Origin of the sequence: Paracoccus jiaweipingae, from assembly GCF_044335505.1 — a bacterium.
Lineage (GTDB): Bacteria > Pseudomonadota > Alphaproteobacteria > Rhodobacterales > Rhodobacteraceae > Paracoccus.
In genome coordinates this window covers 305,610-325,111 of record NZ_JBISBS010000002.1, presented here as the reverse complement: position 1 = coordinate 325,111, position 19,502 = coordinate 305,610, and the positions used below count along the sequence as shown (strand labels likewise).

The window sequence follows — 19,502 nt, the reverse complement described above, 5'->3', positions numbered from 1 at the left end:
GCCAGCGCCGCGCCCGCCAGATGGCTGCCGATGATCCAGACCGCCAGCGGGGTCGTGGTCAGCCAGACCAGCCCCGCCGCCACCAGCGCCAGCGCCGCCCCCCCGGTCAGCAGCGGCAGCACCACCCGCAGCGGCAGCGCGTCCAGCCGGTCGCTGTCGCGCAAAATCGCCGCCAGCACCGGCCCGCGCCGCAGATGCGCCAGCGTGGCAAAGGGCGCGGCGGCCCAATGGCGCAGCATTGCCAGCCGCAACCCGGCGGTGGCGCGCAGCGTGGCGTCATGGCTGGCCAGCCGTTCGCCATAGCGACCGGCAGTGCGGATAATCGCCAGCCCGCGCACCCCCGCCGCCGGGGCAAACACGTCAAAGGCCAGCCCGGCGCCGATCAGCCCCGCCAGTGATGCGGCGGTGATGAACCAGCCCGACAGCGCCAGCAGCCCGGTCCCGGCCAGCGCCACCACCAGCATCGCCAGCCCGGCCCGGACGAAACCGCCGCGATGGCCGCGCCACATCACCCGCCAGATGCGCAGCAGGGGTGTCAGTGACGGGCGGGGATGTGCGTGGCGCCCATCGGGGCGGGGCGCGGCACCGCCGGTGGCGGCGGGTGCCGCAATTGTGCTGCCGGGGCTGGTGACAGCCTGAGGGGGCGTGCGTGACGCGGTGGCGGCGGGCGGCGTTGCAGGGCCGGGCGCGGCCTGAAGCGGCCCGGAAACAGGTGTCTGGCGGGGCGGCGTTGCAGGCCGGGGGGGCGGCAGGGGGCGGCTGCTCATGTGCTGACCTCGACCCGGCGTCCCAGCGCGGCGGCAAGCCGGCGGTCATGGGTGGCCACGATCAGCCCGGTGCCGCGCGCCTTCAGCGCCAGCAGGCCACGCGTCACGGCGCGGGCGCTGTCGGCATCCAGATCGGCGGTCGGTTCGTCCGCCAACAGCCAGTCAGGCCCGGCCAGAACCGCGCGGGCCAGCGTGATGCGGCGGGCCTCGCCGCCCGACAGGCCCGCGCCGGTTTCCCCAAGCCGTGTCGCGCGGCCATCCGGCAGGGCGGCGACCACCGCATCGGCCTGTGCCAGGGCCAGCGCATCGGCGGGGTCGCGGCCCTCGGCCAGCAGGTTGGCACGCAGGCTGGCATCCAGAAAATGCACCTGCTGCGGCATCCATCCCAGCCGCGCACGCCAACTGTCGGCATTGCCCGGACCCAGCACCTGACCGCCGATCAGCACCTGACCGGCATCGGGGGGTTCCAGCCCCGCCAGCAGGTGCAGCAGCGTGGTCTTGCCGCCGCCGCTGGGGGCAACCAGCGCCACCGCATCGCCGGGGGCAAGGTCCAGATCGGGCAGTGCCAGCCCGTGATGGCGCAGACCGCGCGTGGCAATCGCCGCCGGTCGCGGCAGCGGCGCGGTGCCTTGCGGCAGCGCGGGCGCCAGCGGGGGCAGGGGCGCGGATGCGGGCGCCAGCGTGGTTGTCAGCTCGGCCGCAAGGGCGCGGGCGCTGGCGCGGTCATGCCATGCCGCCGACAGGTCGCGCAGCGGGCGAAAGAATTCCGGCACCAGCAGCAGCACAAAGATCGCCTGAAACGGCGTCAGCGGCCCGCCCCAGGTGCCAAAGCTGATCTGCCCCAGCACCGAAAACCCGCACCACACCGCCATCATCGCCACCCCCAGCGCCGAGAACAGCTCAAGCACGGTCGAGGACAGGAAGGCGATCCGCAAAACCGCCATGCTGCGGGCCCGCAAATCGTCCGAGCGCGCGGCGAAATCGCGTTCCAGCCGCCCCTCGGCCCCCAGCAGGCGCATATCGGTCAGCGCCCCCAGACGGTCGGCCAGCAGGGCATTCAGGCTGCCCATGCGGTCCAGCTGGCGGGCGCTGGCATGTTCCGCCGCCATGCCGATCAGCGCCATGAAAACCGGGATCAGCGGCCCCGCCAGCACCAGCACCAACAGCGGCACCCAGCCGATAAACGCCGCAATGGCAGCGATCAGGACCGGCACCACCGCAACCCGCGCCTGCGCCGGCGCATAGCGGGTGACATAAGGTGCCAGCAGCGCCAGTTTCGGCCCCGCCAGCGCCACGCTGGCCCCGGTGCCGCTGACCGGGCCGGTGGCGGTGGCAAAGCCCCGCGCCAGACGTGCCCGCAGACCGGCAATCAGCGCATCGGCGGCGCGAAAGCCCACGCCCTCGGCCAGCAGGTTCAGCCCCGCCCGCGCCAGCCCCAGCGCCAGCAAAAGCCCGGCACAGGTCAGCGGCGATAACGGCCAGTCAGCGGCGGCCTGACCGCGCAGCATCGCATCCAGCGCCAGCGCCAGCAGCGCCGCCATCGGCAGCCAGACCAGCGCCGCCAGCACCGACAGCGCCGCCGCCACGCGCAACCGCCCGGCCTGTGGCCGGGTCAGGGGGGTCAGCGGATTTTTGCGCGTTTCGGACATGGGCGCGGCATAGTCCTGCCGGGTCAGGGGGTAAAAGCGCGATTTCGTGAGATGGCCGTGCGCGGCGGGCGGCGGGCCCTGTCCTTGCTGGCCAGCGCGCGCCCCGACGCGGCAAAGCGACGCGGGGTGCGCGCGATGGCGGCCTCAGAACGTCTTGAAGGTAATGGTGGTCAGGGTGCGGTTGATGCCGGCGATGTCGAACAGGTGCTGGTTCAGGAACAGCCCGGCATCCTGATCTTCGGGGATGTAAACCTTGGCCAGCAGGTCATATTCCCCCGAGGTGGAATACAGTTCCGACGCGACCTCGCGGTCATAGATCTGATCTGCGACGGCATAGGTCTGTCCGGGCTGGCAGCGGATCTGGACGAAAACGGGACGCATGGGATACCTCGCGATGGCGCTGCCCGGACCCTAGCGCGCAGGCCCGCCCGTGGTCCAGACCCGGCGCGCATAACCGCCCCAAAAGCGCCACATCAGCAGCAGCGCCGCCGCGCACAGCCCGATCAGCAGCCCGGCCCACAGGCCCGCCGCCCCCATCCCGAGCGGAAAGGCCAGCACATAGCCCGCCCCCAGACCCACCGGCCAATAGCTAAGCAACCCGATCAGCATCGGAATCCGGGTGTCCTGAACCCCGCGCAACAGGCCCATGACCACGCATTGCAGCCCGTCCGCGAACTGAAACGCCGCCGCCCAGATCATCAGCCCGACGGCTATGGTCAAAATCGCCCCGGCCTGCGGATTGTCGAAATCCAGATACAGCCGCACGATATCGGCCGAGAAAACCACGAAAACCGCCGCCGAAATGGCCGAAAACACCAGCGAGATCGCCAGCACCGTCAGCGCCGCATCGCGCAGCCCCGGACGGTCGCCGCGGCCCTGCGCCTGCCCCACCCGCACGGTCGCGGCATTGGCCAGCCCCAGATGCACCATGAACGCGACCGAGGCCACCTGAAGCGCAATCCCATGCGCGGCCAGTTCCAGCGTGCCGATCCAGCCCATCATGAAATTGACGCCGACAAACATGCCGACCTCGGCCACCAGGGTCATGCCGACGGGCAGGCCCATGAACAGGATCTCGCGGAAGGCCGGCCAGTCAGGGCGCCAGAACCGGGCAAACAACTGAAAATGCCGCGTCGCCGGCAGCCATGTGACGTAAATGGCCATCACCGCCAGTTGCAGGAACTGAACCGCGATGCTGGCCAGTGCGGCGCCGCGCACGCCCATCTCGGGGGCGCCCAGATTGCCGAAAATCAGCACCCAGTTCAGCGCCACGTTCAGGGGCAGCCCCAGAACCGTGACCCACAACGCGAATTGCGTGCGTTCCATCGAGGCCAGGAAATTGTTCAGCGTCATCCCCCACAGCATCGCAAACACGCCGAAACAGGCGATGCGCAGGTAATCCTGCGCCAGCGCGGCCAACAGCGGTTCCTGCCCCAGCGCCAGCATGATCGGTTCCGAAAACCACATCACCGGCAGCACCAGCACCGTATGCAGCGCCCCCAGCCACAGCGTCATGCGGGTGGCGCGGCGCATCTCGGTCTCGTCGCCACGGGTCAGCGCCGCCGCCAGCCGCCCCATCACCCCGATGGCATAGCCCGACCCCAGCATGAACAGGATAAACTGAAGCGAGGTCGCCAGAACCAGCGCGGCCAGCGCCTCGACCCCATACCAGCCGACCATCACCGTGTCGCCAACGCCAATGGCCATGCGTGCAAGATGCCCGCCGATCAGCGGCAGGCCAAGCGACAGGGTCGCGATCAGATGGGGGCGGAAGCGTGCTGTCATTTGCCAGCGATAATCGGTGCCGCTAACAAGGGCAAGCCCAACTGTTTTCCTTCGGCATGTTCCCCCCACCAAGAAAAAGCGCCGCTTTCCTGCCTCGCTTCTGTCCCAAATACCTCGGGGTGAGGGCCGCAGGCCCGAGGGGCAGCGCCCCTGACCGTGGCGGCAGCGCGCGGGGGTGGGCCGGATGGGTATTTGGGCAACGAAGAAGCCCGCCGGGACGGGGGTCAGTCCAGTCTGGGGGGCAGGGTCAGGCCGCGCAGCACCTCGGCTGCGGGCATGGCGCGTTTGCCCTGACGCTGTGCCTCAAGCACGGTAATCGCGCCTTCGCCGCAGGCGATGGTAAAGCCGTCCAGCACCTGCCCCGCCGCGCCGGTTCCCCCGGCCAGGGTCGATCGGATCAGCTTGACCCGTTCGCCCGCGATGTCGCACCACGCGCCGGGAAAGGGTGACAGGCCACGGATCTGGCGGTCGATCTGGGTTGCGGGGCGGGTCCAGTCGATGCGGGCCTCGGCCTTGTCGATCTTGGCGGCATAGGTGACGCCGGTTTCGGGCTGGGGCGTGGCGGGCAGGGGCAGGCGGTCCAGCGTGTCGGTGATCAGATCGGCGCCCATCTGCGCCAGCCGGTCATGCAGGTCGCCGGTGGTGTCGGTGGCGGCGATGGGGGTGCGGGCCTCGGCCAGAACGGGGCCGGTGTCCAGCCCGGCCTCCATCTGCATGATTGCCACGCCGGTTTCGGCATCGCCCGCCATGACCGCGCGGTGGATCGGCGCGGCACCGCGCCAGCGCGGCAGGATTGAGGCATGGATATTCAGGCATCCCAGCCGGGGCGCGTCCAGCACCGCCTGCGGCAGGATCAGCCCATAGGCCACGACCACCGCGATATCGGCCCCCAGCGCTGCCAGTTCGGCCTGATCGGCGGGGTCGCGCAGGCGGGCAGGGGTGCGCACCGGCAGGCCCAAGGCCCCGGCCGCGGCGTGAACCGGAGTCGGGCGCGGTTTCTTGCCGCGTCCCGCCGCGCGCGGGGGCTGGGAATAGACCGCGACGATGTCGTGCCGTGCGGCCAGCGCCCGCAGCGCCGGGACCGAGAAATCGGGCGTGCCCATGAAGATGATGCGCATTCTGGCCTTCCTGATCTGTGTGGCGGTCGGGTGGCTTGTGCGGCGGTCAGCGGCGGGTCAGTTTCTGCGATTTGGCGACCAGCATCTTGCGCCGCAGCGGCGACAGGTGGTCGACATAGACCTTGCCGTTCAGATGGTCGATCTGGTGCTGAACCGAGGTCGCCCACAGGCCGACGAAATCGCGGTCCTCGACCTGCCCCTGATCGTTGAGGAAACGCACCGTCACCGCGCGCGGGCGGGTGATAGGGGCGAACACGCCGGGCAGGTTGGGGCTGGCCTCGTCATGGCTGCGCAGTTTGACCGAAGCGTGCAGGATTTCCGGGTTGGCCATGCGCACGGCCTGACCGCGCTTGTCCGAGGCATCGACCACGGCCAGCCGCTGCATGATGCCGATCTGGGGGGCGGCAAGGCCGACGCCGGGCATGGCCTCCATCGTGTCGATCATGTCGTCCCAGATCATCCGTGTGGTTTCGGTCACCGCGCTGACCGGGTCGGCGGGCATGTGCAGCCGGCGGTCGGTATAGGGGATGAAGGGGCGGACGGTCATATGGTATGCGATTTCTCGCGCGCGCGGTCGCGCTTCAGCTTGACCATCTTGCGGGTGATCATCTGGCGTTTCATCGCGGACAGGTGGTCGATGAACAAAACCCCGTTCAGGTGGTCCAGTTCATGTTGGGCGCAGGTGGCCCACAGATCGTCGAAATCCTGTTCGTGGGTTTTGCCATCCAGACCCAGCCAGCGCATTTTCACCTGTTTGGGGCGGGTGACGGGCGCGTATTGGTCGGGGATGGACAGACAGCCCTCGTCATAGGTGTTGGGGTCGTCGCTGGCCCAGATGATTTCGGGATTGACCAGCACCATCGGCTGACGCGGCGCATCGGGGTCGCGGGTGGCGTCCATGACGAAGACGCGCGACAGCACCCCGATCTGGGGGGCGGCAAGGCCGACGCCGGGGGCCTCGTACATGGTCGCCAGCATATCGGCGGCCAGGGTTTCGATATCGGGCGTGATCCGTGCGACGGGGTCGCAGGTCTTTTTCAGCCGCGGGTCGGGGTGGATCAGGATCGGGCGCAGGGTCATACCGATCATCTAGGCCAAGCGCCGCGCGGGTGCAACGGCCCGCATGAACGTGATTAAAACCGCCCGCAGCCCATGCAACGCCGCGCCCAACCCTGGGAAGGGACAAGACAGATGCGGGTGCATATGGCGGTGGGGCTGGTCGTTCTGGTGCGGATCACCGGCGCCGGTTTTTCCATGGGGCAGGCAGGACGAATGTGTCAGGATAACGATCTTTGCCCCGACCTCGGGGGTGGACAGGGTCCGGGCAATTATCCAGTCTGTGTGACCAGAAAAGCGCCCGCTGCCGATCCGGCACCGGTTGTCCCAATTGACAGGAGGTTCCATGTCCCGCCCCGATTTCGACGAAATCATTGACCGCACCGGCACGCATTGTTCGAAATGGGACGATATGCAGGCCGCCTATGGCGTTCCGGCGCAGGGGGGCATTTCCATGTGGGTGGCGGATATGGATTTCCGGCCCCCGCAGGCGGTTCAGGCGGCGTTGCAGGGGCTGCTGGACCACGGGATCTATGGCTATCCCGGCCATAACCAGCCCTATCTGGATGCCATTGGCTGGTGGATGGAAAACCGCCACGGCTGGCAGATCAGCCCGGACTGGATCTCGACCGTGCATGGGCTGGTCAATGGCACGGCGCTGGCGGTGGCGGCCTTTACCGAACCGGGGGATCGCGTCATTGTGATGACCCCGGTTTACCACGCTTTTGCCCGCATCATCCGCGCCGCCGGCCGCGAGGTGGCGGAATTTCCGCTGGCCGTGGCCGAAAATGGCCAATACCGGATGGATTGGGCAGGCTGGCAGTCGCTGCTGACCGGGCGCGAAAAGATGCTGATCCTGTGCAGCCCGCATAACCCCGGTGGCCGGGTCTGGTCGGGTGATGAATTGCGTCAGGTGGCCGATTTCTGCCGCGCGCATGATCTGGTGCTGGTCTCGGATGAAATTCACCACGATCTGGTGATGCCCGGCGCGCCGCGCCACACCCCGACGGCCATCGCGGCGCCCGATATCGCGGACCGGCTGGTGACGCTGACCTCGGCCACCAAGACCTTCAATATTGCCGGGGCGCATATCGGCAATGCGATTATCGCGGATGCGGCGCTGCGCAAGCGGTATCAGGCGCAGATGGCGGCGCTTGGGCTGTCGCCGGGGCTGTTCGGCCTGCCGATGGTGACGGCGGCCTATTCGCCGCAGGGGGCGGAATGGGTCGATGCGCTGGTCGATTATCTGGACGGCAACCGCCGCCTGTTCGACACGGCGGTGGCGGGCATTCCGGGTCTGCGGTCGATGGATTTGCAGGCGACCTATCTGGCATGGGTCGATTTCGCGCCCACCGGCATGACACCGCAGGAATTCACCGGTCGCGTTCAGGACCACGCCCGCATCGCCGCCAATCACGGCGACAGTTTCGGCACGGGCGGCGAAAGCTTTCTGCGGTTCAACCTTGCCACCCCCCGGTCGCGCGTGGCCGAGGCCGCACAGCGCCTGCAACAGGCCTTTGCCGATCTGCAATGAAAGGCGCGGCGCGGGGGTTTTCGATGCTGGTTCTGGTGGCGATCGGGTGGGCGGTCTGGCTGGCTGTGGCGCCCCAGCTTGGGGGGGCGGGCGATCCCGCGCCCTCGGTTCCGCCACAGGCCACGGCGCCGCTGGACGCCCCGATTGACCGTATTCTGGTTGAAAAAGCCGCGCGCCGCATGACGGTTTACCGGCGCGGTCAGGCGCTGAAGACCTATCACATCGCGCTGGGTTTCGCGCCGGACGGGCACAAGCGCCAGCAGGGCGATGGCCGCACCCCCGAGGGTTTTTACCGCATCGACCGCAAGAATGACCGCAGCGCCTATCACCTGTCGCTGGGGATCGACTATCCCCGCCGCGCCGACCGTCAGGATGCGCAGGCGCGCGGGGTCAGTCCGGGCGGCGATATTTTTATTCACGGCCAGCCCAATCAGGTGCAGATCGCGGATAACATGCGCATCAAAGGCGACTGGACCGCCGGCTGCGTGGCCATCAGCAATGGCGAGATGCGCGAACTGTTCCGCGTCACCCCCGTCGGCACCGAGGTCGAGATCAGGCCCTGAGGGCCGCCCCCGACGCGCCGCCTTTCCCCGCCAACGCCCGTCACGTTACCGCCCCGTCACGTTCCGCGTGGCTTGGCGCGCAGGGTGGGGTCGGCCTGTCGCGGGTCTTCGGGCCAGGGGTGGCGGGGGTAACGCCCGCGCATGTCCTTGCGCACATCGCCATAGGACGTGTCCCAAAAGCCCACGATATCGGTCGTGACCTGCACCGGCTTGTGCCCCGGCGACAGCAGGGTGATGCGCAGCGCTGTGCGGGCGCTGCCGACGGTGGGGTGGGTGGTGGTGCCGAACATCTCTTGCAGGCGGATCTCGATCGCCGGGGTTTCACCGTCATAGTCGATGGCCACGCGCCGCCCCAAAGGCGTGGTGAAATGCGCCGGGGCCAGCCGGTCCAGCATCTGCTGGCCGTCCCAGCCGATGCGGGCTTTCAGCGCCTCGGTCAGGTCCAGCCCGCGCAGATCGGCCTTGCTGCGGGCCTGTGTCAGCCATGGCAACAGCCAGTCCGGGTCGGCCAGCAGGCTGGCATCGTCGACCGGCGGCAAATCGTCGGGGAACAGCGCGATACGGGCGCGCAGCCGGGCCGCCGCGCGGGTCCATGGCAGGCCAATGTCGCGCAGCCCTTCAAAGGCGGCACGGGCGATGGCCTGCGGATCGGCGCTGTCATCATGGCGATCCGACAGCACCAGCGCCCCCAGCCGTTCCTGCCTGCGGGTCAGCACCCGGCCATCGCGCCGCGACCACAGACAGACGGTGGCCGGGGCAATGCGGTCCGTGAACAGATCGCGCAGTTCGGGTTCGGTCACCGTCGCGGCCATGCGGATGCGGGCCTCGCGCCCGGCGCCGTCCAGATCGGTGGCCACGATCCACGCCGCCGCCGCCATCGGGTCGCCATCGGGCAGCACCGCGCCGCGCCCGCCCGACAAAAGGTAACGCGGGCTGTCCTGCCCCCGCCGCGCCCCGAGCCGGTCGGGATAGGCCAGCGCCGCCATCGCCCCCGGCGACAGCGCCTGTGGCAGCCCCGTGGCCGTGGTCGTGGCTGTGGCGGGGGTAAGGCGGCGCAGGCGCGCGGCCTCGGCCCGGATGCGGTCCAGCGTGGGGCGGTGCAGGTCATGCGGGTAACGCGCGGCAAAGGCGCGGGGGTCGCGCAGGGCTGCCAGCCGCAGCGACAGGTCCACCGGGGCGCCGCGCAGCGGATCGCGATCGGCCATCAGCGCCGCCAGTTCTGCCGCCGCAGGCCCCGCCACGGCCAGCATATGCGCCAGCCGGGGGTGGGTCGGCAGCGCGGCCAGATCGCGCCCATGCGGGGTGATGCGGCCCGCCGCGTCCAGCGCGCCAAGGTCGGTCAGCAGGGCGCGGGCCTCGGCCAGGGCAGCCTCGGGCGGGGGGGTCAGAAAGGCCAGATCGCCCGCATCCGCCCCCCATTGCGCCAGTTCCAGCGCCAGCCCGGTCAGGTCGGCGCTGGCGATTTCGGGCGGGGCAAAGGCGGGCATCGCGCCTTCTTCGGCCCGCGCCCACAGGCGATAGCACACCCCCGGCGCAACCCGACCCGCGCGGCCCCGGCGCTGTTCGGCCTCGGCCCGGCTGGCGCGTTCGGTGATCAGCCGCGACATGCCGCTGGCCGGGTCGAACCGCGCCCGCCGCGCCCGCCCGGCATCGACCACCACCCGCACATCCGGGATCGTCAGCGAGGTTTCCGCGATCGAGGTCGCCAGCACCACCCGCCGCCGCGCCCCCGCCGCCGCCGGGGCCAGCGCGGCGCGTTGGGCCTTGATGTCCATCGCCCCGAACAGCGGGAAAATATCGGCCTCCAGCCGCAGCGCGGCGGCGGTGCGGCGGATCTCGGCCTCGCCGGGCAGAAAGGCCAGCACGGTGCCGCCGGGGTCTTGGGCGGTCTGGTCAAAGGCCTGTTCGATCAGCCGCGCCATTTCGGGGGCCAGACGTGCCTGCGCGGGCAGGGGGCGGTCCAGCCAGCGGGTCTGGACCGGGAAGGCGCGGCCCTGCGATTGCACGATGGGGGCACCGCCCAGCAGGGCCGCAACCGGCGCGGCATCCAGCGTGGCCGACATCACCAGCAGCGCCAGATCGGGGCGCAGCGCGGCGCGGGCCTCGGCCAGCAGGGCAAGGCCCAGATCGGCGTTCAGGCTGCGTTCGTGAAATTCGTCGAAAATCACACAGCCGATGCCGGTCAGTTCCGGGTCGGACTGGATCATCCGGGTCAGGATGCCCTCGGTCACGACCTCGATCCGGGTGCCGGGGGTGGATTCGCCCCGCATCCGGTAACCGACACGCTGGCCCGGCGCCTCCCCCAGCTGTGCGGCCAGCCGTTCGGCGGCGGCGCGGGCGGCAAGGCGGCGCGGTTCCAACATGACGATCCGGCCCGCGATCTGGTCCATCAGCGCCAGCGGCACGCGGGTGGTCTTGCCCGCGCCCGGCGGCGCGACCAGCACCGCACGCCCGGCCTGCGCCAGCGTGGCGCACAGCGTCGGCAGAACCGCGTCGATGGGTAAGGCGTTGGGGTCAGGTGTCGGTGCCATGCTGCCTTATGCCGCAAGCCCGCCGCGCGGGCCAGATGGCGGGGCTGTAAATCGGTCGGGGGGCGCCCTATCTTGACGCCAGGGATTCGAAAGGAAAGCCATGGGTTTGTTCGATTTCGCCGAAGACGCGCTGGCCGGTGTGGGCTTGGGCGACCCGGTGCTGCGGCTGGGGGTGACCGGGCTGTCGCGGGCGGGCAAGACGGTGTTTATCACCTCGCTTGTGGCCAATCTGCTGGACCGGGGCCGGATGCACGCCCTGCGTGCTGCCGCCGATGGCACCATTACGGCGGCATGGCTGCAACCCCAGCCCGACGACACGGTGCCGCGCTTTGATTACGAACGCCACCTTGCCGCGATGACCGGACCCAACCCGCACTGGCCCGATGGCACCCGCCATGTCAGCCAGCTGCGCCTGTCGCTGCGGCTGCAACCGCGCGGCCTGTTGTCGGGGCTGCGCGGTCCGCGTGTCGTGCATCTGGATATCGTCGATTATCCGGGCGAGTGGCTGCTGGACCTGCGGCTGATGGATAAAAGCTTTGCCGAATGGTCGGCCGAGGTGATCGGGCGCATGGCAGGCCGCCCGCTGGCCGATGCCTATCTGTCACAGGTGGCGGCGCTGCCCGATGACGCAGCTTTTGACGAACCCACGGCACAGCGGCTGGCCAGCGCCTATACCGCGCATCTGTCCGCCGCACGCGAGGCCGGGTGGTCCGACTGTACGCCGGGGCGGTTCCTGCTGCCGGGCGAGATGGCCGGATCGCCCGCGCTGACCTTTGCCCCGATGCTGCCGCCCGCGGGAAAATCCGGCCTGTATCGGGAAATGTCGCGGCGCTTTGAATCCTATAAATCCCGCGTCGTGCGGCCCTTCTTTCGCGACCATTTCGCCCGCATCGACCGGCAGGTGGTGCTGATGGATGTGCTGGGGGCCATCCATAACGGCCCGCAGGCGGTCGAGGATATGCGCCGCGCGATGGCCGATATTCTGACCGCCTTTCGCCCCGGTCGCGCCGGCTGGCTGGCACAGCTTCTGGGAACCCGGCGGGTGGAACGCATCATGTTTGCCGCGACCAAGGCCGACCACTTGCACCATGTCCAGCACGGGCGGCTGACCGCCATCCTGACCGCCCTGCTGCGCGAGGCACGCGACCGCGCCGATTTTTCCGGCGCCCGGACCGAGGCGCTGTCCATCGCCGCCCTTCGCGCCTCGACCGAGGAAATGATCACCCAGGATGGCCAGGACCTGCCCGCCGTGCGCGGGCGGCTGATGGATGGGCGTCTGGCGGCGTTCTTTCCCGGTGAACTGCCCGCCGATCCTGCGGCGCTGCTGGCCCCGGCGCGGGACGGGGCACAGCACTGGCTGGATGGCGACTACGCGGTGATGAATTTCGCCCCCGCGCCGCTGACCCTGAAACCCGGCGACGGGCCGCCCCATATCCGCCTTGACCGCGCCGCCGAGTTCCTGATCGGAGACCGCCTGTGAGCAACGACACACCGCGCCGCCCCGGCCCGGTGCTGGTCGAATTCGACCAGCCCGCGGCCACCGACCGCCGCCCCGACCCGCATCTGTCCGAAAGGCCGGGCCAGACCCCGTCCCCCGCCGATGCCCCGCCAGTCGGTGACACGCCCGACATGCTGCCCCGCCCCCGCACGATGGAGATGGTGACACGGCTGGTGTCGCGCCCGCCATCGCGGCTGACGCGGCTGTTCATCAATGCCGGGGTGGCGCTGTTGACCTTTCTGCTGTCGGTGGCGGCGCTGTCCTTTATCAGCGACCTGATGACGCGCTATCCGCTGTTGGGCTGGGTTGGCGTGGGGCTGTTCGGGCTGTTCACGCTGGCCGCGCTGGGGATGGCGCTGCGCGAATACCGGGCATGGGCGCGCTTTGGCCGCATCGACGCGATCAACCGCCGCGCCGGGGCGGCGCTGGCCGATGACGACGTGCAGGCCGCCCGCGCGGTGGCAAAATCGCTGGATGCGCTTTACGCCAAACGCGCTGAGATGGGCTGGGGCCGCGCCCGTCTGGCGGAACATCTTGCGGATTCTTATGACGCGCGCGCGCTGTTGTCGGCGGCCGAAGCCGACCTTTTATCGCCGCTGGATCAGGCCGCCCGCCGCGAGGTCGAGGCCGCCGCCCGCACCGTCGCCGCCGCCACGGCGCTGATCCCGCTGGCACTGGCGGATGTGGCTGCGGCGCTGGCGGCCAATCTGCGGATGATCCGGCGCATTGCCGAAATCTATGGCGGGCGGGCCGGGGCTGTGGGCGGCTGGCGGCTGGCGCGAACGGTGATGGCGCATCTGATCGCCACCGGCGCGGTGGCGGCGGGCGATGACCTGATCCACACCATGGCCGGTGGCGGCGCGCTGGCCAAGATCAGCCGCCGCTTTGGCGAGGGCGTGGTGAATGGCGCGCTGACCGCCCGCGTCGGCATCGCCGCGATGGAGGTCTGCCGCCCGATGCCCTTCATCCAGCAGCCACGGCCCAAGGTCACCAACCTGACCTCGCGCGCGCTGAAAGGGTTGTTCGGGCAGGACTGATCGCGCGCGATGATGGCGCGGCAAGGGGGCGCCCGCGCCCCCTCTGACCCGTGCCGGGTCATTCACCCCCGGAGGTATTTTCAACAGAAGCGAGGCGACCGGCGTGGGTTTCTTCGTTGCCCAAATACCCATTCCGGGGCCGCAGGCAAAGCTGGTGCATGGGAAAGGGCGACCGCATGGCCGCCCTTTCGTCATTCTGACAGGGTCTTCGCCGGTTGCATGGCGGCCAGTTGGGCCAGCGCCCCGTCAAGCCGGGCCAGATCGTCATCCAGCGCGGTCAGCTTGGCGCGGGTTTCTGCGATCACCTCGGGTTCGGCATTTTCGACGAAGCGCGGGTTGGACAGGCGTTTGTCCAGACCGTCGCGGTCCTTTTGTGCCTTGGTCCGGGCCTTTTGCAGCCGGGCGGTTTCGGCGGCCACGTCGATGACATCCCCGATCGGCAGGGCAAAGCTGGCACCGGGGGTGGCAACGGCGATCATGCCCTTGCCCGCCGCGCCATCGGCTGGGGCGGTGACGCGGGCCAGACGTTCGATCAGCGGGGCGTTGGCGGCCAGCGCGGCGCGGGCGGCATCATCGGCCTGCGTCACGATCAGGTCCAGTTTCGCGCCCGCCGGCACCCCCATCTGCGCGCGGGCCGAGCGGATGTTTTCGATCAGCGCGATCACCCAGTTCATTTCGCGGTCAGCATCGGCGTCGATCAGTTCGGCGCCATATTCCGGCCAGTCGCCATGCACCAGCATAGTGCTGCGGTCGCCGGTCAGTGCCCACAATTCCTCGGTGATGAAGGGCATGATCGGGTGCAGCAGGGTATAGGTCTGATCCAGCACCCAGCCCATCGTGGCGCGGGTTTCACCGGCATATTCGCCGTCAAACAGCGGCTTGGCGAATTCGACATACCAGTCGCACAGCTTGCCCCATGTAAAGGCATAAAGCGCGTCTGCGGCCTCGTTGAAGCGATAGGCGGTCAGGGCCTCGTCCACGGTCTGGCGGATGCGGGCGACCTCTCCGATGATCCAGCGGTTCACGGTGTGGCGCGGGGTTGGGCGGGCGCCGCCGCCGCGCACGCCGTTCATTTCGGCAAAGCGGGTGGCGTTCCAGATCTTGGTGCCGAAATTGCGGAAGCCCTCGACATGGCGCGGCCCCAGTTTCGGGTCGCGCCCCATCGCCGCCATCGAGGTCAGCGTCATGCGCAGCGCATCCGCGCCATATTCGTCGATCAGCGTCAGCGGGTCGATGACATTGCCCTTGGATTTGGACATTTTCGCGCCTTTTTCGTCGCGCACCAGCCCGTGGACATAAACCGTGTGGAAGGGCACCTGATCGACCACGGCCAGCTGCATCATCATCATCCGGGCCACCCAGAAGAAGATGATGTCAAAGCCCGTCACCAGCACATCTGTGGGGAAATAGCGCGCCAGTTCCGGCGTCTGTTCCGGCCAGCCAAGCGTGCCGATCGGCCACAGACCGCTGCTGAACCATGTGTCCAGCACATCGGGGTCGCGCCACACCGGATAGACCAGCCGCGTCGGGTCCTGATTGACGGCATAATCGGCCAGCGCTGCGGCCAGCATATGTTCGGCGGCGTCACGATCCGCGACCTCGACCACGCGCATGGCGTGCAGGGGGGCGGGCAGGTTGGCGATGTCGTCGCGGAAGCGGTCGATGACGGCATCAAAGCTGGCGGCGCAATGGTGGTAATCGCCCTTGTTGACCAGATGGTCCCTGGTCAGCAGGGACAGGATCTCGACCTCGTCCAGCGCGTTGTCGCCTTCGTCATCGACAAAGGTTCGGGTTTCCAGATCCAGACCATACCAGACCGGGATCTGATGCCCCCACCACAGCTGGCGCGAGATGGTCCAGGGTTCGATATTTTCCAGCCAGTGGAAATAGACCTTTTCATGCTGTTCGGGCAGGATTTTGGTGCGCCCGTCGCGCACGGCGTCAATGGCGGGCTGCACGATTTTCGCGGTGTCGACGAACCACTGATCGGTCAGCATCGGCTCGATCACCACGCCCGAGCGGTCGCCAAAGGGCTGCATGATCGGCTTGCTTTCGACGACCGGGCGGCGTTCCAGATGCTCGGCCCCGGTGGCCTCGTCGATTTCCTTGTGCAGACAGGTGACGGCCAGCCCTTCGGCGGTGATGGCGTCGATCACTGCCTTGCGGGCCTCGAACCGGTCGAGGCCGCGCAATTCCTCGGGGACGAGGTTGACGCCCGAGACATCGCCCACATCCGCCCCACGCGCGGCAGCCGAGGCGATCTCGGCGCTTTCGGCATAGGACAGCCCGTCGCTGCGCATCCGCGCCTTGCCATCCATCAGCGCGTAAAGCGGGATGTTGTTGCGGATTGCCACGCCGTAATCGTTGAAATCATGCGCGCCGGTGATTTTCACCGCGCCCGAACCGAAATCCGGGTCGGGGTATTCGTCGGTGATGATCGGGATCAGGCGGCGGTGTTCGCGTGGGCCGACGGGAATTTCCACCAGCTTGCCGACGATGGGCGCATAACGCGCATCGCCCGGATGCACCGCCACCGCGCCATCACCCAGCATGGTTTCGGGGCGTGTGGTGGCGATGCTGATATAGTCGCGGACCTCGCGCAGGGTGACATTGCCGTCCGCGTCGCGTTCGACATATTCATAGGTCTCGCGTTCGCCGGTTTCGGGATTGGCGGCCAGCGGGTATTTGAAATGCCACATATGGCCGGCGGTTTCGCGGTTCTCGACCTCCAGATCGGAAATCGCGGTTTCGAAATGCGGGTCCCAGTTGACCAGACGCTTGCCGCGATAGATCAGGCCCTTGTCGAACATTTCGGAAAAGACCTTCAGCACCGCGTCGGGGAAGTTGCCCGACATGGTAAAGGCGTTGCGCGACCAGTCGGCGCTGGCCCCCAGCCGCCTGAGCTGATGGATGATCGTATCGCCGGACTGTTCCTTCCACGCCCAGACTTTTTCAATGAACGCATCGCGGCCGATTTCCTGCCGGGTGGGTTCGCCATTGGCGGCCATCTGGCGTTCCACCACCATCTGCGTGGCAATGCCCGCGTGGTCCTGACCCGGCTGCCACAGCGTGTCAAAACCGCGCATCCGGTGCCAGCGCACCAGAATGTCCTGCAAGGTGTTGTTCAGCGCGTGCCCGATATGCAGGCTGCCGGTGACGTTGGGCGGCGGGATGACCACGCTGAAAGCGTCCTTGCCGGGCCTGGCATTCGCCCCGGCGGCAAAGGCATTGGCGTCCTGCCACTGCGCGGCAATGCGCGCCTCGGCGGTGGTGGCGTCGAAACTTTTGTCCATCGGCATCGCGGTCATCCTGTGCTTGCTTGGATAACCGTTTAGAACAGGCGCGGGCAAAGGCCAAGCCGCCCGCGCCGACGCTTAATCCGGCCTGGGGCCGACAATGGCAAAGGTGGCGCCTTGCGGGTCCTGGGCCACCACGATCAGCGCCGGGCCGGGAACCTCGGACGGGCCGGCCAGCACGGTGCCGCCCTGATCGGTGATGACCTGATGCGCGCGTGCCACGTCATCGACCCCGAAATAGGGCAGCCAGAAGGGCGCAGGCGCATCCCCCAGCCCCATCATGCCGCCAATATCGCTGCCGTTGTGGCGGAAAAGCTGGTAACGGCCCTGTTCGCCCATATCCAGCGCATCGCCCGCACCCCAGCCGAACAGGTCGGCATAGAAGCGGAACCCGGCCTGCGGGTCGCGCGACATCAGTTCCAGCCAGTTGCCGTGACCGGCCCTGTTCTGGTCCCATGCGCCGGTTTCATCGGTGGCGTCATCGGCGGGCGTGCCCATCGGCGTGGCGTGCAGCACCCCGAATACCGCGCCCTGCGGGTCGGCCAGCACGGCAAAGCGCCCCGTGCCCGGCACATCGGTGGGCGCCGTCAGCACCTGCCCGCCCGAGGCCGCCGTGCTGCCCGCCGCGATGTCAGTGTCATCCACGGCCACATAAACCAGCCAGTTGGGCGGCGTGCCCGCAGGGCAGTTGTCCAGCGACATCACCCCGGCCACCATCACCCCGTCGCGCTGCGCCAGCCGGTAATCAAAGCCGACATTGCCCGATGTCGTGAACTGCCAGCCAAGCAGCCGGCCATAGAAGGATTTTGCGGCATCCGCATCGCTGGTCGACAATTCGAACCAGATCGGCTGGCCGTGTCGGGTCATGGTGTTTCCTCCTGCCGGGTTGGGGCGCGTGGGGTGATCATGCGGCTGACAGGTAACATCGCGATGACGCCCTAGACCGCGCGGTCCAGCTTGGTCGCCAGATGGATCAGGCTTTCGGAACAGCGCACGCCGGGAATGTGGCCGATCTGGTCCAGCACCTGATCCAGCCGCTCGGTCGAGGGGGCGCTGACCAGCAGCAACAGGTCCACGCGCCCGCTGGTGGAATGGATGCGCTCGACCTCCGGGATGGCGCGCAGACGCGACAGGATGGCGGGCTGTGCGCGCGGCTCAATCGTCAGCAAAACGCTGGTGCGGATGCGTCCGGCGCTGGCCCCGGCCCCCAGCCGCAGGGTGTAACCGGCAATGGTGCCGCTGGTTTCCAGCCGTTCCAGCCGCGCCTGAAGGGTCGACCGCGCCACTTTCAGCCGCCGCGCCAGCACCGCCAGCGACAGCCGCGCGTCCTGTGACAATTGCGTCAGAATCGCGCGGTCCAGATCATCCATCCCGATACCTTTCACTTTAACCGGATATTCGTCATTTTAACCACACTCAGGCACAAATCCACCATTTTCATCGGTGATTTCGGAACCCATACGGCGCAATCTGGTTGCACGACAAAGCGCCAACAGGACACCCCGAACAGGAGGCATCTGCCGCATGGGACACGCCCGCACTGTCTGGAAGAACCCGACCCAGATCATTACCGACATGGCCCCGGAAAACCCGGTCATGGTCTTTGCCCCCACTGTTTTGCAGGACACAGCGCGGGCCTTTGTCGCGGGCTTTCCGGGGCTGGTGACCTATGCGGTGAAATCGAACCCGGACGAGGCGGTGATCCAGAACCTTGTCGCGGCGGGGATCAGCGGCTTTGACGTGGCCTCGCCAGCGGAAATCGACCTGATCGGGCGGCTGGCGCCGCAGGCCGCGCGCCATTACCACAACCCGGTGCGGTCGCGGTCGGAAATCGACCACGCCCGGCAGGCCGGTGTCACCAGCTATTCCGTCGACAGCCTGACCGAACTGGACAAGCTGATCGGCCATATCCCCGACGGGTCCGAGATCTCGCCCCGGTTCAAGCTGCCGGTGCTGGGGGCTGCCTATGATTTCGGCTCGAAATTCGGCGCCTCGCCGGAACTGGCGGCGCAACTGCTCAAACGCGTGGCGGATGCGGGCTATGCCGCCTCGCTGACCTTCCACCCGGGCACCCAATGCGTCGACCCCGGCGCGTGGGAAACCTATATCCGCACCGCGCGCGAGATTTGCGACATGGCTGGTCTTCGCGCCGGGCGGCTGAATGTCGGCGGCGGCTTCCCCTCGCATCGCGTGACCGGGGTGGTGCCGGATATACAGGCGATTTTCGACCTGATCGGCCAGACCGCAGCCGAGGCGTTCGACGGCGCCCCCCCGGCGCTGGTCTGCGAACCGGGGCGTGGGCTGTGCGCCGACGCGTTTTCGCTGATCACCCGCGTCAAGGCGGTGCGGGACGGGGAAAACGTCTTTCTGAACGACGGCGTCTATGGCGGGCTGACCGAATTGCCGATCATCGGCAACCTGTCGAGGATCGAGGTCATCACCCCCCAGGGCACCCCCCGCAGCGACGAGATCACCCCCCGCGCGGTGTTCGGCCCGACCTGCGATTCGGTCGACCGCCTGCCCGGTGACATCGACCTGCCCTCAGATATCGCCGAAGGGGATTACGTCATCTTTCACGGCGCGGGTGCCTATTCCACCGTGACCAACACGCGCTTTAACGGTTTTGGCCAGATGCGCATGGTGACCGCACAGGCGCTGCACTGACCGT

At 68.3% G+C, this 19,502-nt stretch carries 15 protein-coding genes; 5 read left to right on the top strand and 10 right to left on the bottom strand.

Going from position 1 to position 19,502, the window contains the following annotated elements:
• Nucleotides 1-763: 763 nt before the first annotated feature.
• From ACFXP9_RS04995 to def (ACFXP9_RS04970), 6 genes are all read right to left on the bottom strand, one after another.
• Entirely contained in the window at nt 764-2,416 is a 1,653-nt protein-coding gene (locus tag ACFXP9_RS04995; protein ID WP_397206356.1) for an ABC transporter ATP-binding protein/permease, read from the bottom strand.
• A 144-nt stretch (nt 2,417-2,560) separates the two neighbouring features.
• Nucleotides 2,561-2,797 (bottom strand): Lrp/AsnC ligand binding domain-containing protein, encoded by a 237-nt coding sequence (locus ACFXP9_RS04990; RefSeq protein ID WP_397206354.1) that lies wholly within the window; start codon nt 2,795-2,797, stop codon nt 2,561-2,563.
• A gap of 30 nt (nt 2,798-2,827) precedes the next feature.
• Nucleotides 2,828-4,201, bottom strand: coding sequence for an MATE family efflux transporter (locus ACFXP9_RS04985; RefSeq protein WP_397210026.1), 1,374 nt, complete (start codon nt 4,199-4,201; stop codon nt 2,828-2,830).
• 224 nt (nt 4,202-4,425) lie between these two features.
• On the bottom strand, nt 4,426-5,319 hold the full coding sequence (gene fmt / locus ACFXP9_RS04980) for a methionyl-tRNA formyltransferase (RefSeq protein WP_397206350.1): 894 nt from the start codon (nt 5,317-5,319) through the stop codon (nt 4,426-4,428).
• A gap of 46 nt (nt 5,320-5,365) precedes the next feature.
• Nucleotides 5,366-5,866, bottom strand: a complete 501-nt coding sequence (gene def / locus ACFXP9_RS04975) for a peptide deformylase (protein WP_397206348.1) — start codon at nt 5,864-5,866, stop codon at nt 5,366-5,368.
• Nucleotides 5,863-6,399, bottom strand: coding sequence for a peptide deformylase (def, locus tag ACFXP9_RS04970; RefSeq protein ID WP_397206347.1), 537 nt, complete (start codon nt 6,397-6,399; stop codon nt 5,863-5,865). The genes def (ACFXP9_RS04975) and def (ACFXP9_RS04970) overlap by 4 nt, the downstream gene beginning before the upstream one ends.
• 322 nt (nt 6,400-6,721) lie before the next feature.
• Here def (ACFXP9_RS04970) and ACFXP9_RS04965 point away from each other — a divergent pair, with 322 nt between their 5' ends.
• Together ACFXP9_RS04965 and ACFXP9_RS04960 are read left to right on the top strand one after the other, a co-directional pair.
• Nucleotides 6,722-7,909 (top strand): MalY/PatB family protein, encoded by a 1,188-nt coding sequence (locus ACFXP9_RS04965; RefSeq protein WP_397206345.1) that lies wholly within the window; start codon nt 6,722-6,724, stop codon nt 7,907-7,909.
• 23 nt (nt 7,910-7,932) lie between these two features.
• On the top strand, nt 7,933-8,472 hold the full coding sequence (locus tag ACFXP9_RS04960) for a L,D-transpeptidase family protein (protein ID WP_397206343.1): 540 nt from the start codon (nt 7,933-7,935) through the stop codon (nt 8,470-8,472).
• A 56-nt stretch (nt 8,473-8,528) separates the two neighbouring features.
• Here ACFXP9_RS04960 and hrpB read toward each other — a convergent pair whose 3' ends face one another.
• A complete protein-coding gene (gene hrpB / locus ACFXP9_RS04955) occupies nt 8,529-11,003 on the bottom strand; it encodes an ATP-dependent helicase HrpB (RefSeq protein WP_397206341.1) in 2,475 nt (824 codons plus the stop codon).
• 100 nt (nt 11,004-11,103) lie between these two features.
• Between hrpB and ACFXP9_RS04950 the strand changes: the two genes are divergently transcribed.
• On the top strand, nt 11,104-12,483 hold the full coding sequence (locus tag ACFXP9_RS04950; protein WP_397206339.1) for a YcjX family GTP-binding protein: 1,380 nt from the start codon (nt 11,104-11,106) through the stop codon (nt 12,481-12,483).
• A complete protein-coding gene (locus tag ACFXP9_RS04945) occupies nt 12,480-13,538 on the top strand; it encodes a YcjF family protein (protein ID WP_397206337.1) in 1,059 nt (352 codons plus the stop codon). Before ACFXP9_RS04950 ends, ACFXP9_RS04945 begins: the two co-directional genes overlap by 4 nt.
• A 191-nt stretch (nt 13,539-13,729) precedes the next feature.
• Here ACFXP9_RS04945 and ACFXP9_RS04940 read toward each other — a convergent pair whose 3' ends face one another.
• From ACFXP9_RS04940 to ACFXP9_RS04930, 3 genes are all read right to left on the bottom strand, one after another.
• Nucleotides 13,730-16,837, bottom strand: a complete 3,108-nt coding sequence (locus tag ACFXP9_RS04940; RefSeq protein WP_397206335.1) for a valine--tRNA ligase — start codon at nt 16,835-16,837, stop codon at nt 13,730-13,732.
• A gap of 75 nt (nt 16,838-16,912) precedes the next feature.
• Nucleotides 16,913-17,701, bottom strand: a complete 789-nt coding sequence (locus ACFXP9_RS04935; RefSeq protein WP_397206333.1) for a VOC family protein — start codon at nt 17,699-17,701, stop codon at nt 16,913-16,915.
• 71 nt (nt 17,702-17,772) lie between these two features.
• Nucleotides 17,773-18,204, bottom strand: coding sequence for an Lrp/AsnC family transcriptional regulator (locus ACFXP9_RS04930; RefSeq protein ID WP_397206332.1), 432 nt, complete (start codon nt 18,202-18,204; stop codon nt 17,773-17,775).
• 154 nt (nt 18,205-18,358) lie between these two features.
• Here ACFXP9_RS04930 and ACFXP9_RS04925 point away from each other — a divergent pair, with 154 nt between their 5' ends.
• The gene (locus ACFXP9_RS04925; RefSeq protein WP_397206330.1) at nt 18,359-19,498 is read left to right on the top strand and encodes a type III PLP-dependent enzyme; all 1,140 of its coding nucleotides are present in this window, start codon (nt 18,359-18,361) and stop codon (nt 19,496-19,498) included.
• The last annotated feature ends 4 nt before the right edge of the window (nt 19,499-19,502 follow it).